At 47.0% G+C, this 15091-nt stretch carries 14 protein-coding genes; 2 read left to right on the top strand and 12 right to left on the bottom strand.

The window, feature by feature from the left end; all coding sequences use genetic code 11:
- Positions 1-3 precede the first annotated feature (3 nt).
- From BHE18_RS18815 to BHE18_RS18805, 3 genes are all read right to left on the bottom strand, one after another.
- Positions 4-1950 carry a DUF2207 domain-containing protein gene (locus BHE18_RS18815; RefSeq protein ID WP_071620046.1) on the bottom strand — a complete coding sequence of 649 codons (1947 nt, stop codon included), beginning with the start codon at positions 1948-1950 and terminating at the stop codon, positions 4-6.
- 87 nt (positions 1951-2037) lie between these two features.
- A complete protein-coding gene (locus tag BHE18_RS18810) occupies positions 2038-2448 on the bottom strand; it encodes a hypothetical protein (RefSeq protein WP_071620045.1) in 411 nt (136 codons plus the stop codon).
- Between the two features lie 52 nt (positions 2449-2500).
- A complete protein-coding gene (locus BHE18_RS18805) occupies positions 2501-3262 on the bottom strand; it encodes a YdcF family protein (RefSeq protein ID WP_071620044.1) in 762 nt (253 codons plus the stop codon).
- Positions 3263-3450: 188 nt separating this feature from the next.
- Between BHE18_RS18805 and BHE18_RS18800 the strand changes: the two genes are divergently transcribed.
- Positions 3451-4590: a YibE/F family protein gene (locus tag BHE18_RS18800; RefSeq protein ID WP_071620043.1), complete on the top strand. Its 1140-nt coding sequence runs from the start codon at positions 3451-3453 to the stop codon at positions 4588-4590.
- A complete protein-coding gene (locus BHE18_RS18795; protein WP_071620042.1) occupies positions 4587-5363 on the top strand; it encodes a YibE/F family protein in 777 nt (258 codons plus the stop codon). The genes BHE18_RS18800 and BHE18_RS18795 overlap by 4 nt, the downstream gene beginning before the upstream one ends.
- A 156-nt stretch (positions 5364-5519) precedes the next feature.
- Here the strand turns inward: BHE18_RS18795 and cntE are convergent, their stop codons facing one another.
- From cntE to BHE18_RS18750, 9 genes are all read right to left on the bottom strand, one after another.
- The gene (cntE, locus tag BHE18_RS18790) at positions 5520-6686 is read right to left on the bottom strand and encodes a staphylopine family metallophore export MFS transporter CntE (RefSeq protein WP_071620041.1); all 1167 of its coding nucleotides are present in this window, start codon (positions 6684-6686) and stop codon (positions 5520-5522) included.
- A gap of 48 nt (positions 6687-6734) precedes the next feature.
- On the bottom strand, positions 6735-7496 hold the full coding sequence (locus BHE18_RS18785; RefSeq protein ID WP_071620040.1) for an ABC transporter ATP-binding protein: 762 nt from the start codon (positions 7494-7496) through the stop codon (positions 6735-6737).
- Between the two features lies 1 nt (position 7497).
- Positions 7498-8304: a staphylopine uptake ABC transporter ATP-binding protein CntD gene (cntD, locus tag BHE18_RS18780; RefSeq protein ID WP_071620039.1), complete on the bottom strand. Its 807-nt coding sequence runs from the start codon at positions 8302-8304 to the stop codon at positions 7498-7500.
- Positions 8305-8347: 43 nt separating this feature from the next.
- Entirely contained in the window at positions 8348-9226 is an 879-nt protein-coding gene (cntC, locus tag BHE18_RS18775) for a staphylopine uptake ABC transporter permease subunit CntC (protein WP_071620038.1), read from the bottom strand.
- A complete protein-coding gene (gene opp1B, locus BHE18_RS18770) occupies positions 9227-10159 on the bottom strand; it encodes a nickel/cobalt ABC transporter permease (RefSeq protein ID WP_071620037.1) in 933 nt (310 codons plus the stop codon).
- 110 nt (positions 10160-10269) lie between these two features.
- Positions 10270-11877, bottom strand: coding sequence for a staphylopine-dependent metal ABC transporter substrate-binding lipoprotein (cntA, locus tag BHE18_RS18765; protein ID WP_071620036.1), 1608 nt, complete (start codon positions 11875-11877; stop codon positions 10270-10272).
- Between the two features lie 87 nt (positions 11878-11964).
- Positions 11965-13260 (bottom strand): opine metallophore biosynthesis dehydrogenase, encoded by a 1296-nt coding sequence (locus tag BHE18_RS18760; protein WP_071620035.1) that lies wholly within the window; start codon positions 13258-13260, stop codon positions 11965-11967.
- Positions 13257-14060 (bottom strand): nicotianamine synthase family protein, encoded by an 804-nt coding sequence (locus BHE18_RS18755; RefSeq protein WP_071620034.1) that lies wholly within the window; start codon positions 14058-14060, stop codon positions 13257-13259. The genes BHE18_RS18760 and BHE18_RS18755 overlap by 4 nt, the downstream gene beginning before the upstream one ends.
- Before the next feature lie 134 nt (positions 14061-14194).
- Positions 14195-15022, bottom strand: a complete 828-nt coding sequence (locus tag BHE18_RS18750) for a diaminopimelate epimerase (protein WP_071620033.1) — start codon at positions 15020-15022, stop codon at positions 14195-14197.
- Between the last annotated feature and the right edge of the window lie 69 nt (positions 15023-15091).

Raw genomic sequence — 15091 nt, 5'->3', positions numbered from 1 at the left:
TGATCAATCCGCGCCTGCACCCCCGCCGCTGTCACCGCCGCCTCCGCCATCACTTGTATATACCCCGCCGTCGGTATAACCCGATGAAGGACTTGGCGGCGCCACACTCCCCTTCCATGAGTTCACGAGAAATTCATGTGGATTCTGATCGGTCAGTACTAATGAGGCAAGAGGCGCTGCTGAAAGCATCGAGCGGTCTGTCCGCCCCCAAATCTTTCTGATTCTCCGTCTGCTTTGAAATAACATGGAGCGGATCATCCACTTATCCAGTTCTTCTTCTGCGCCAGCCGGGATCCCCTCTTTTCTTGCTTGTCTTTTGAAATCACGGATGCCTGCTTTCAATCCGAGAGCAGGGCTGGATAATACGTGACGAGGCACCACAAGAATGATCAATGCAGACACCGTGATGATCGAGAATAGAAGAAGCATCGTTGTTTCGTGATAAACCTGGGCAGCTGCAAATAGCGATAGTACATGAAAAACGAGTAATGGCCATTTCCTTTTGACCTTCAGCCAGGCAAATAACAGTAAGGCAACTCCTCCCCCTGCATAAAGGGAGATCGCAAAAGATGATTGCTGATTGAAATAATAAGCCAGGGTAACTGCTGCCAAGATGAGAAAAGGCAGCGCTTTTGTACCCATTTGATACCATTTTCCATGTAAAAGACCCGCTTCTTTTGCTTCCATTAATACCGCTGAAAACCATTCCTTCTCATTCATTTTTAACGTCTTTACCTTTGAATGATATGTTTTTGTATGCCGTTTGTTATTTTTCTCATCCTTGGTCGCTCCTGCCAGATCAGTCAGTGCCAGGGACGCTGATCCATTACGGCCTTTTCGCTTAAAAAATAGGGAAACAAAATATTTTTCATGTACGGAGAGTGTTTCTTCACTTGCAGTCAAATGGACAAACAGGGTTTCATCCGGTGCTTTCGGATCACTGAGGAACCGGCTGCTCGTTTTCTCCGAACGTGCCGAAGCCTTTCCCCTTTCAATGAGCGAATACAAACCTGCCATTAAAGCTAAATACGTGAACTTCCCCCGGTTGTGGACCATGTACAGCAAAAGAGGATCAGCATCCAGCACATCGGACATATTATTCCTTCCCCTTAACCTGCCGATCAACATGCCGAGAACGACGATTGCACCGAGAGAGCCCAGCCCGACTGCCAGCCCTTCAAGCAATTTGTTATAGTTTTGTGTCTGCTCTTCTTTAAGAACAGCTTCTGCCATCCGCTTTTCCTCTGAGGCAATCACCTTCTTCAATGAGACAGGGGCTGATGCCTTTTCTTGATCTTTCATAATGGAGGAGGGAAAAAGGAGCCGGGTTTCCGTCAAAGTGTACATTTTTGACACAGGTGAAGTGAACCGGATGACAGCCGGACCTTTCTCCTCCACCTCTCCTTCCCGGCCATGAAAGAAAGCAGTATAATCTGCCGGATCCATTTTTTCAGGGAAAACAAAATCGATTGTCACGTTATTTATATCCACGTCATGATTGCCGTCTGTACCGAAGAAAGGGATCGTTAAATCACTATACGTATCGTAGGTCTTCACGGCATTCTTCAGTTCATACGCATACACAATATGCTTCGCCGTATTCTTCACTTTAAACGGCGACCTGTACGTGTTCCCCTCTTCCCGCTCTACCTTGAGCTGCTTCAGGTCCCCATCTTCAAGGAAGCCCAACTCTGCCTCATCATCCAGCAGTTCATAAGTTTCAAACCACTCCACCCCATCATGATGAACCTGATGGACAGACCTACGGACACTTTCAAAGGCGCCATCAAATGTATAGGTGAATTTTTCATTGACCAGGACGTTCCCATCCGTCTGGATCCAGGCCCGGATCTGCACTTCATCAATCCGGTAGGACTTCGCATCAGCAGTCATCTGGGCAAAGGCAATAAACAGGAAAAGGATGATGCTGATCTTTATACCTGCTTTCAAATTCGTCCAGCCCCCTCTCAGTTGCAATTTGTATAATATATATACGCAGAAAGAGAGTTGAAAGTTTCATAGTTCATCTCTCCAGGATCAATACCAAATGAATAGATAACTTACAAAAACCCCTATATAAATCGTATCCGCAACAGCCAGATACATTAATAGATTCGATTTCCTCAATCTCTCAAGGGTGTAATTAAACAAACAATCATACAAACTGAAAATAAAAAGAATAAGAGAAATGATAAGGACAACAGGATTTCCGGTCATCGTCACTGCCAGGATATAGATCAGCCATCTCCTGAAAAAATTGAAGATCAGCACCATGATATCGAGGGACACGGAATAAGGGTTGATTTCAAGTTCATCGGCAGAGGCGATTTCATCGAGTCCTTTTTTAATCTTTTTGTATTCTCTTAAGTAGCCGATATTCAGCCAAAGAATAATGAAGCAGTAGATGATGATCAGCATTTCCTGGTTATTGCGAATATAATCTTCCAATAAAACACCCTCCTTGAAATCAGCTCAGGAGCCAATTTATTCAGCTGCCGGTTCAGATTGGCAGAATCTTTTCCATCATCATTTTACCAATCGCAAAATATTCCCTTATGAAATAATTCACCCTCACAACAAAAGGTGAAATTCCCGAAACCCCAACGGCGTCAATGCCGAGATCTCCTGCAATCATCTCCGCCCTTACGACGTGGTAATCACTCGTCACAATGAGGACTTTTGGATCCTCCATTCCCTGCTGCCTTAGGATCTCCATAGAGTTTAGTAGATTTTCATATGTAGTGGTGGACGTTTTTTCATAAATGATACGATCCTCTGAGATACCGTTTTCCATTAAATAACGTCCCATTGCTTCTGCTTCCGGTATCGACTCTCCCTCGCCCTGGCCTCCTGAAACGACCACAGGGAGGTCCTTATCGGCATCGAGGACCGCCTTCCCCGCTTCAAGCCTTGAAACCAGCGTCTTCGATGGAGTTTCCCCTTTCAGTCCGGCACCAAGGATGATCACCACATCCGCTCCAGATGAATCAATCACTTTTGATTTTTCAGATTCTAGTATGAGATAGCCCTCGACCGCGATGAATGAGAGCAGGAACAGGCCATACACGATCATGAATGATCGGGCTATGTACAGAAAGGGGTCTTTCATTGTTTTTTTGTAGCTTTTTAATAGAAACGTAATAAGGAAGATGAATATAACGTTCGCTGCGATGAAGAGGACACCGAATGTGCGGCCGAACAGGGTCAGCAGCAGTCCTACTATCAAAATTGGAAGTAGGTATACGGACTTTTTCACTTTCATGTAAGGCACCTCTCTTGTTTAAGGCGGGATGAATGACTCGGTTCAATATCCTTATTTTACCACAACCTTTCATTTCAAGTTGGCATTTCTTTTGTCCGGGCAGGATGTTCCTTTGAATTCCCTCCTCGATATGAAATAATGAAAACTGCCACTATGGCTAATACGCTCTTTCGGAGGTACCTCCTTGCATGCATGCACTTATAAGAAAATTAAAGAATATGTCTTACATACACATCATTTCAATTATACTTGCCGGGTTGGCGTTCGCGGGATCGCTCTACTTCGTCGATCATAATCAATCGCTTTATGACCGGCCCATAGCCGAAGTCGAGAATGTAAAAATCATAAACTCGAATGACATGGAGGATATGAACGGCAATAAAGACCGGTTGTATACCCAGCAGATCACGGCCCAAATAAAAAACGGGGAGCATGAGGGGGAGAAGATTCTCTTGAAGAATGAATACTCCTCATCGGGCGCGTATGACCAGCCTTATAAGCCGGGTAATGAAGTATTCGTCACGATTGATAAGGATGGGAAGGACTCCGGGGCATTGACCGGCGGTATTGAAGATGTGAAACGGGATAAATTTCTGATGTTGATTTCCTGGGTTTTCATCCTCCTGATCCTGGTCGTCGGGAAGAAGCAGGGGCTGTTTTCACTGGTTACGCTCGCGGTCAATGCAGTGGTGCTTTCCTATGGACTTGACGTATATATCCAGACTGATGGTACGAGCCTTCTGCTAGTATGCAGCGTCGGGGTCATCATTTTCACGGCCGTCTCCCTATTATTCGTAAATGGATTCAATGAAAAGACCTATGCGGCGGCGGTGTCGACTCTCATCACGACGTTTATCACACTGCTCATCAGTTATGCCGTCGTGAAACTTACCGGGGGCAGTGGTCTCCGGTACGAAGAGATGCAATTTTTAACCCGTCCTTATGAAGCGGTCTTCCTTGCAGGAATCCTGATCGGCTGTCTGGGGGCCGTGATGGATGTTGCCATTACCCTGTCATCATCCATCTTCGGTCTTTACGAGAAGAATCAGGGGATTTCCATCAAGGCATTGACGAAGTCAGGCTTTGAAATCGGGAGGGATATCATGGGCACGATGACCAATATCCTGTTCTTCGTCTACATCAGCGGAGCGATTCCGATGCTTATTTTATATTTTAAAAATGCTTCTCCGCTCGGGTTCACCCTGACCATGAACCTGTCGCTCGAAACAGCCCGGGCATTGTCGGGGGGAATCGGCATTGTACTGACGATTCCGATTGCGATCTTCATTTCCATCTTTTTTGTCAAACGAAAGAAGGCGAAACTATGACTGTACAACTTTGGCTCGCAGCCATACTCTTTATCCTGATGGTATCAATAGGGGGTAAAAAGGGAGCAAGTTCGTTTGCAGCCCTTTTCCTCAATTTCGGGGTCCTCCTCCTCACCATCATCATGATGAACGATCCAAATATGAATCCCATCATCCTGACACTCGCAGCATGCGTCCTGATCAGCTGCATCTCACTGTTCATCATCAGCGGGATCAACATCAAGACCGCGACAGCCTTCATCTCCACGATCGCCACCGCCGGAGTCCTGCTCTTCTTCATCCTGACACTGGCAGATGCAGCCATGATCCAGGGATTCAGCGAAGAGGAAATCGAAGAAATTGGTGCCTTCTCATTGTTTGTGGGGGTCGACTTTGTCAAAATCGGTGTTGCGATGATCATCATGAGCACCATCGGAGCAATCATCGATTTATCGATCTCGATTTCCTCCCCAATGAAGGAAATACACTATCACAATCCGGGCATCAGCCGGAAGGAATTATTCACAAGCGGACTGAGCATTGGCAGGGATATCCTCGGCACCTCTACAAACACTCTGTTCTTTGCATTTTTTGGTGGATACATGGCACTGTTGATTTGGTTCAAGGACCTGTCCTATTCTTTAGGGGAAATCGTCAATTCCAAAGTGTTCAGTTCAGAGATGATTTTCATCGGTTCTGCCGGGATCGGTGTGGCACTTGCCATACCGGTCACCTCGTGGATCACGGCGTATTTTTTGATAAAAAGGAAAAAACAGACAGACATAGAAGTTTGATTGCCCTTGCTCACCAAGAGCCTGTTCCCGGCACTACTATTTTCACCTTTGGATTAGTGGGATCCCTGGCTCAACTTAAAATTTGGCGAACAGGGTGAGATAAATTAAAAACGACCCGCTCCGAGAGAGCGAGTCGTTTTTTTGCAGCAAAAGTGTTTATGCTGTTACCGGCCTCCCCCTAAAGGAAAAGAAAATCATCAACACGGCGAGCACGGCACATGCCATATACATTGCTGAGTATGATGTGAGATCGGCCACCGGCCCCATGATGACTCCTCCCATCGATACCCCGAGGTCTGCAGTTGCAATGAACAGGCCCAATAAGACATTCCTGTCCGCCTTTGGCAGGACGAAGGACAGGTAGGTCGTGAGCGTTGGGTAGATCAGTGCCTGGGCGATTCCGATGCCGACAGCCGCTGCGTAGAAAAAGACGGGGCCAGCCGTTGAGGAAAAACTGATGAACTGAACGGAGAGTGCCAGCAGAGACATTGTTCCCAGTACAAATGAAGGATGCCATTTCCCGTCAGACGGGACACGTTTTCTCAACGTGAAGCGGGCAGCTACAACCGTCGCTGCCTGGAGCATAAGGAAGATTCCTGCACTCCCTCTGTCCAATTCCAAGGCATAGAGGGGGATGAATGTGGTAACCGCCCCAAATATAATAGACGATGCAAGCATGAGGACACTGCATTTAAACAAGAAAGGGTTTTTCACCAGCTGGGAAAAAGACCCCAGGACGTTTCCTCCTTCTGTGCTTCCCTGCTCCTCTTCACCTTTGTCAATCTTCGCACTGTATCCCGCGACTCCGGTAACCACGGCGATCCCGATCATGACCCAGCCGAACGAATCCATTCCATCCTTCCAGATCGCCACCGCCGCCAATGGGCCGAGAATACCCGGGATATAGGAAGATAAAGAATATAACGATATCCCCTGTGAGCGATCTTTTTCAGGAAGCGCGTCGATGATGCCGATTTGAAGCGCCATCGAGAAAAAGGCAGTCGACACTCCTTGAAGGACACGTGCAAGAATGTATCCCCCCAGGCCGGAAACGGCGTATATCGCCAGGGCAGCACCATTTAATATAAGAATGATGCGGAGTACTCTAATCGGGCCATATTTCTGAATGATGCGGCCTGCCCACGGCCTGAAGAACATAGTCGTGAACAAATATGCACCCATCACAAGCCCGATTGTTGTGTTGCTTGCTCCCCATTCCTTCCCCTGCAGCGGAATCAGCACATTCAAGATGGCGTTCGCACTGAAGTAAAATAGAACCAATATGTATAATCGTAAAAAGGGCCATGATAATGCTCCCTTCACGCTGATCCCTCCTTTTTGACAAGAGGAGTGTTTTTTCACTCCCTTCTATTATGCCTGTTCTAAACCTGCAGCCGCTTCGGCTGTACCGGAAAGTACGCCGAGCAGTTTTCTGGCGTAATCAGACCGGACATTCTTTAATTGTCCAGTTTCTGCTGTTTCTTCAATCCTGCCGTCCCGGAAAAAAATGATCCGGTCACAGATATAGGCGGCTGCCTGGATATCATGAGTGATGAAGACATAGCCCATGCCGCGCCGTTCCTTCAATCGTTTCAACAGGTTCAGGATCTGCAATTGAACCGTGACATCCAGGGAACTGACGGCTTCGTCAAGCAGAAGGAAGCGGGGGTGTGATGCCATCGCTCTTGCGATGCACACCCTCTGTACTTCTCCACCAGATAATTCATGGGAGTATTTTTGCCTGTAAGAAGAAGGAAGCCCTACTTCTCTCAGCAGCTCTTCAACCCTCTGCCTGCTGCCGTCCTTCCCGAGGGGCTCCATAATTGCTTTTTCTACTGTAAAGAAAGGATTGATTGACGATTTATAGTCCTGAAAAACTGCACTGACTGCTCCTTTACGTGTCTTCCTATTAAACACATCGAACCCTTCAAGTAAAACAGTTCCCCGATCAGGCTTCTCGATACCGATCAGGAACCGTCCCAGTGTCGACTTGCCGCTCCCGCTCTCTCCTACGATGGCGAGGCACTCACCGGCGGGGCTTTGGAAGCTGACTCCTTTTAATACGGGCTTTCTTTCCAGGGAAAAAAGTCCGCCTCGCTTATATGATTTATATACATTCTCCACCCTGATCATATCAGCGCACCTCCATGATTTTCATGAAGTTGTCACTCAAAACCTGCCTGGCAGATATGAGAAACTTCGTGTATTCTTGCTTATGTTCCATGAAGACGGTTTCTGTTTCTCCTCTTTCCACAATTTCTCCGTCTTTCATGATCAGCAGTTCATCGGCGACCTTCCTTACCAGCCCAAGATCATGAGAGACGAAAATCATTGTACAGCCGATCCTATCCCGCAGAAGCGAGAGTTCATTCATCACTTCATACTGCGTGATGGCATCAAGCGCCGTCGTCGGCTCGTCGGCAATGATGAGCCCGGGTTCGAGTACCAGGGCGAGAGCGATCATGGTACGCTGCAGCATCCCGCCTGATAACTGGTGGGGATATTGATTCATTACTTCCCCCGGATTTTTCAATAGTACACGTTCGAGCGCGCTGTGAAGGTTCCGCTCGGTTTCTGCAGCAGTCCACCCGTAATGTTCTCCAGCAGTCTGCTTAAGATGGACGCCGATGACGGTTGAGGGATCAAATGCGGTCATGCCGTTCTGCATGATCATATACATCTCCCTGCCCCTCATCTTCCTCAAGGATTCTTTTGAAAATTTGGCGATATCATTCCCTTTATACAGGACGGTCCCCTTCTCAGACAGCCCTGATTGATTAAGCTTCATCAAAGCCCGGCATGTAAGCGACTTACCGCTGCCGCTTTCGCCCGCGATGGCAAGGCACGATCCTTGTTTTACTTGAAAAGAGCTGTTCTTGACAAGGATTTCATCCTTTTTATCATCTCGGATGGAAAGTCCTCTGACTTCCAATACATTCATTTCCCTTCAACCACCTTCCGTATGTCATTTCTTGACGGACCGGTCATGATACTTCCGCCTTCTTACCGGATATGTGAACACGTTCTTTCCTTTCCCTATTTTGCCTTGCCGGGTCTAAGGCAGTCTGGAGGGCATCACAGAAGAAGTTGAAAGCCATGACAATAATGATGATCGCAAGACCTGGTGCGAGCAGCAGTTCCGGCCTGGTGAACATTACCTCACGTGCTTCGTTCAGCATCATCCCCCATTCAGCTTTCGGAGCCTGGATCCCGAGACCCAGAAAGGAGAAGCCGGAAATCTGAAGGATCATCGACGAAATCGAACTGCTTGATATGACCGCGATGTCGGCAAATGTCACCGGTAACATATGCTTGACCATGATAGGGATATGTCCCTTCCCTATTGTTTTCGCATATTTCACATAGTCTTCTTCGGCAAACTGGCGGACTGAAGTGCGAATGATGCGCGCAAACCATGCCCACTTGATGGTGATGAAGGCGATCAAGATGTTTTCAAGACCAACACCAAGAACACCGATGATCGCAAGGGCCATCACATACCCCGGGAATGACAACATGATGTCGCAGCATCCCATAAGGAAGGCATCCGCCTTCCCCCCGAAATACCCGGACACGAATCCTATGACTGTTCCGATCAGTACTGACAAGGCCAAGGCTGCTATCACCCACAGTACACTAGGCCGGATTCCATAGATGATGCGAGATAGGATGTCGCGCCCCAAATGATCATTCCCGAGAAGATATTCTGCCGAAGACGGTGCATAGCGCATGCCCATATTCACTTCTTCCGGGTCATGGGGAGCGATGAAAGGCGCGAGTATCCCGGCTATGACCGTCACTAAAATTATCCCAATGGACACAATGGCCAGGGGATCTTTGAATAAATTCTTTAACCTGCTCATCTATAAATCATTCCTCATCCTTGGATTGATTAATGCGTTCACAATATCGGATAGGGCATTGAACACGACAAAAGCTCCTGCTACAACCAAAACATACGCCTGCAGGATAGGGAAATCGCGGCTGACAATAGATTCGACACTCAAGGTCCCCACTCCCGGCCAGGCAAAAACATTCTCGATGACGACCGTACTCCCGAGGATGATGGGAATCGCCATGCAGAAGACAGAAATAGCGACTTGAAGGGAATTGCGCAGTATCCGCATGGTAATCTTTCTTTCCTTCAATCCGCATGCCCTGCCGTACAGCACATAATCCTTCTGAAGATTGCTGATCATGGAACTCCTCACTACCCTGAAGTAGATGCCGGCATAACTGATTGTGATCACAGATGCCGGCAGGATATAACTTTCATAAGAGTCCATTCCATTTGTAGGGAATAGATCCAGTTTGACTGAAAAGTACCAGATCATCAGCGATGCAAGCAGATAGGAAGGCATCGCCGTCAGGAAAAAAGCGCTGCCCCTGACGGCGTGATCGACCGCTTTCCCCTCTTTGACGGCACAGATGACTCCTAGAATAATAGAAATAAAAATAACCATTATGGAAGACACGGCCGTCAGTTTCAGTGTATTGAGAAATGCCGGACCGAGCAGTGACCAGACAGGCTGCCCGGTCACATAGGATGTTCCGAAATCAAGCTGCAGACAAGACCACAGCCAATCTGCATATTGCAGCAGAAAAAACCGGTCCATCCCGAGTTCTTCCCTTGTTTGATCCAATAATTCTTCCGTGATGACTGGCACCCCTTGAGACTGAAGGACTACCTTCGCCGGATCCATTGGAGACAGATTCATCAGCGCAAAAGAAATGAACGAAATGACAAACAGTAAAGGGATGGAGACGAGCAGCCTTTTAAGCACAAAGTGAAACAATGAATCACTCCTCCTTTTTCAGGTATCAACTATGCTGACTTTCAAACCTGCCGGCCCTTTTCCCGGCAATCGGCCAATTATGTGTAAAAGATATGACAAAGCGGTGCAGATTACTCAAAACGCATCTCCTCAAACGGCAGTTCAAACTGTGTCTGCTTAAACGATAATCCTTTTAAGTCTGAGGGTGCCACCACTGTCATGCTTCCGTTGGTAATCGGGATGAACACCGCCTCTTCATGAACGATGGTAAGAATCTCTTTGTACAATGTTTTTTTCCTCTCCTCATCCGTCGATTTCATCACTTGATCAATTTTTTTATACAATTCGCCGGCTTGATCTATGCCTTTTGTGGTATGAAGATATGAAGCGTCCGAGGTGAAGGCTGCAATGGTACTTTGCGGATCGTATGCAAGTCCCCAAGTTTGATTAAATAATAAATCATACTCCCCGGTAGACCTCCTGTTCGCTATTGAACTTGATTCTTCCCCTATGAGTTCCAGCTCAACACCTATTTTTTTCAATGAACTCTGAATGAATTCTGCTTCTGTTTTTTGGGACCCTGAATTGACGTCATAATATAATTCCAAGGTCAGCGGATGACCATCTTTCTCCCTTATCCCACCTTCTTCCTTTGCTTTCCAGCCGGCATCTTCAAGGAGATTCTCCGCTTTTTTCAAATCAAATCCGCGCTTTTCCAACTCAACGTCCGCATAGTTGACATTCGAGGAAAAAAGAGTGTGTGCTTCGGTTTCAGTACCTTCGAGAATCTCTTCTGCAATCGTTTTGCGGTCAATGGCATACCAAATGGCCTCCCGAACGGATTTCTCGCTGACAGGATGGCCGACTTTGCTGCTGTTCGCCACAATCATTTTCGTATTCATCGGTTCGCTTCTTTTCACCTGATAATCACCGCTTTCATCCAATTGCTCCATCGCTTCCTTATTCAAGCTGTCTGCTCCCCGGTCATCGGTAAAAGCGAAATTAATTTCTCCCTTTTGGAAAGCCAGGAAGGTAGTTTCACCGGCAGGAAGCACTTTCGCAGTTATTTTCTCGATGTCAGGCTCCCCTCCCCAATAATCTTTGTTCGCTTCAAATACAGCGTACTCTTTAATCTTTTGGTCAGTTAAGATATATGGACCCGTGCCGTTGTAGCCTTTCACGCCGTTTTTTGTTTCACCATCTTTAAAATCGTTTGGTGAGATAAATACGTAGGGCCTTGTCATGGATAGTTCGACAAGCGCGGGGTCATAGGGCTCGGATAGTACCATTTTCACTTTATATTCATCGATAGCATGGACATTTTCGATCTTAGCTGAAAGTTTGATCCACGAATGCTTTTCTTTGTTGCGCTGAACTGCCTCTATATTCTTTTTCACTGCTTCTGCGTTGAAAGGTTCACCATCATGGAAGGTGACACCTTCTCTTAAATGGAAGGTATACACCTTGCCGCCCCCTGAAATTTCCCAGGATTTAGCAAGTAGCGGCTTTATGCCGTCTTCGGTGTTCTCCACAAGTGATTCAAATACTTTTCCCTGCGCCGGCATCGATCCCGCGTAGAGGTGTGGATTCATGTCGTTGATATCTTTTGCAGTGGCATAGACCAATTCATTTTTTTCACTGAGGCCTTCGGATTCCTCGCCTTTCTCTGATGAACATGCTGCCGAAACGGCCAAACATATGATAAACAGGGAAAACAAAACAATTTTACTCTTGTTCATACTCTTCTCTCCTCTGATTCTTTCATTTCTTTTATTCTCTTTCTGCTTGCCTACTGATGGTAAGGTTTCTCCAAAAGTTCTAAAACCTCACTCTTCTGAGTGTGTTTTCAATTCCCGGGTGATCCTACCGATATCTCCATGAAAATCCCGGAGTATGAAAGCTTCCGATAATAATTTATCCTTATAGAGTTCTGCCGCTTTCTTCAGATTTTCTTCATAGACCAAAATGAGACCGTCTATGGCCGGGCACTCCACTTCAAGATGCCTGGCAATGCCCTGGATAATTTTAATCCGGTAATAATCTTCTTTCGGCATCCTGGGGATATCAAGTTCCCCTTCGTGGTTGACGAACAGCTTCCGGATCGGGACAGCGGAGAAATCAAAGTATCTGCCATCTTCATCCGGTGTTGAAAACGGATCAATAAGCAGGGAAGTATAACGTATGTACAGTAAATACTCCTGATGAACCGGCTCTAAATCCCCAAAGTGTTCGATGTCCCGGCGCGGTAGACTCTCAGGCCTTACCGGATAGGTATCATCCGTCATGAATTTGAGGAGGTTGAGCTGCGGAACCCCCAGCTTCTCCAAAATCCCCATCATTTCCTTCCATTGAGACCGCATGATACGGATCAGCCGGTGGGTGATTGGACCTTCCGGAAAGAGTTTATACACATACTTTCTCGTACCTTCTTCAAAAATGGCACGAAGCGTATACTCATTCATGAAGAGAGGCGGATGTACGTACAGGGATATGTTCCTCGTTTCCGCTTCAAGAGGAGATGGTACATGGACAAGTTCAATGCCCATATCTTCTCCGGCATTCACAAGTCTTTGAATCACCTTGGATTCCCGAAAGCCCGATCCGATATACAGCCTTTTCTTCACTGCAGCCGTGATGACATGATGAGAGGGCTCGCCGCCCACCCAGCGGGTATCCCCAAGATAGGTGGAGAAGCTGATGATCTCGCACTTTGCATTAATTCCCTTTATGAACTGTTTTACAAGACTGTTGGAACCGAAAGTAGGCGAAATCAGTACAATGCTGCTGACCTTTTTCAATACTTCCCGGTCAATTGACTTCAAGACAGCTGTGTATGAATCAGTCGTCACAGTAAGTACAAGGACATCCCACTTTCCTTGCACCGCTTCGTAACCGGAATAAATGTTGTCGATCACACACACGCCCTCCATACCGCGGATTGTTTCTTTTTGAACAGAAACAGCAATGCGCTGACGGTTTTCAGCAAGGGCCTGAAAGAATTTACGCCCGCGTACTGACCTCCTGCCTGCGATGCCAACTTCACAATTCAGCTTTTTTTTCGCAATGACGGCAAGTTGAACAGATACCGGTCCGGTCCCTGCCAATAAGACACGAGGATTCATCGGCTTCCTCCTTTCATTGCTTTTTCATAGATGAGAATATCGAAAATTTGATCGTTGCGAATGAAGTTCTCTGCTATGATCCATTTTTCCTCATTCACCGACTTTGATGGAAAGTTGAACAGCGATTTAAGTCCGTTGCCGTAGCGCATTGATACGACCACTCTATCCCCGGTCTTCTCATACAGACTGTCCAGGATTTTATATTTCCCATCGACTGTCGAACTGAAGATGATATGCGTCACTTCATTCAATTTATCCAGCTCTTCTGCCGGCTTTGGCTCAATCCTTATATCCAGGTCTGCACCAAGTCTTTCTACGACCTGCCTTCCAAGCGTGACCGCATCTTCATCGATATCGATTCCGATCACTTTAGCACCCGTCCTTCCCGCAATTAATAACGGTGTCATGGGGAATGCCCCGGATCCCACAAGGAGGACGACCGACTCATCCGTCACTTGGAAACGGCCGAATTCCTTGTCGATGCAGGATTCGATATTTTCAAAGTAATCCGCTTTTCCGGACTCCCCTTTCAGTAGTTTCATAGCCCGGTGTTTCTCCAGTACAGCAACGGCAAGAGCGGAAGACTTTTGCAATTTCTTCACTATTTCCGGAACCCCTGCTGCAACTAATTGCTCCCATCTTGAAATGTATTCGGGACTGAGTATGAAACTTGAATAGTCATCCACCAGCTGCTCCAATTCCCCGGCGCTGGTTCCTTCCTGTATAAAACTTTGAACGGTATGTTCGAATCGTTCTAAAAAGATATCCAATTCCCCTTCAAATGTCCTGATTGCTTTCATTTGATTCCCTCCTGTACCGTTCAGTTTTAATTTTGATGTGCCGTTATGCTATGTGTTTGATGTCGTGCTTTGTTTGGTGGCACGAGGCACAATTTGACGGTTTTTTGCCTGGCACCACGAACCGGTAATGAAACTTAACCGATATATGCTTTTCCCTCCGCTACGATGCCGACGGTTCCTTCGATCTCAATCGCCCGGATAGAACCCTTTTCCCATTCACAGGCAGCTTTCATCACTCCTCCCGGCTGCTTAACCAGAGCGGAGATGATCTCTCTTTTTTTCCAGGCAAGATATGCCGCGAGAGAAGCAGTGCCGGATCCACAGCCGCGTTCCCAGATCATGCTCCCTATTTCCGGGACATATATGAGGGGGGCAAGCTCCTCGGTATGAGGGATATACACCAGCACTCCTACAAGTTTCCCCTCATATCCAGAACCGATTATTCTCGCCATCTCCTCCGCCTGCACCCGGACTCCGGAATTTATCTCGTCCACTTCGATCACGATGTGGACTGCTTCTTCATATTGAATCATAGCCATAGAGAAGTGGGCGAAATCATCCCGCTGATTTTTCCCGATCGCTGAAGGCAGCGGCATCGATAACTTGCAGTGGTACCTATCAACCTCCCTTTTAACCCTGCAACGCACCAGTTCCCCGGTACCTGAAGCCTCCATCGCCACGTTAATTCCTTTCCCCTCGGGTAAACCATTTACTGAAGCGATGTATGCTGCAAGCGACATGCACGCATTCCCGCAGAACTCCCCTCCTGCCATACGTAATGACGAAACCATCCCTTCTTGTTCAGAAAGTTTGATGAAACCCACCTGCTCTGCATGGACGCAGTCATAAGACATCAGCTTTTCTGCGATACGGGCATGATCTTCCTTATTGTGCATGGACTTTACCAGAACGGTCATGTTCTCTGTCGGATTAAACTTGATAAAATCGACTCCCTGCTTCATGCGCACCTCTCAAAATGTATTATTTAATCCGTAATCATTACGATTTATTACTTAAAAAATAAAACGTAA

Origin of the sequence: Rossellomorea aquimaris (assembly GCF_001877785.1) — a bacterium.
In the GTDB taxonomy this organism is placed as follows: domain Bacteria; phylum Bacillota; class Bacilli; order Bacillales; family Bacillaceae_B; genus Rossellomorea; species Rossellomorea aquimaris_A.
Note: the sequence above shows the minus strand (reverse complement) of the source record. Positions and strands in the feature narration are given on the sequence as shown.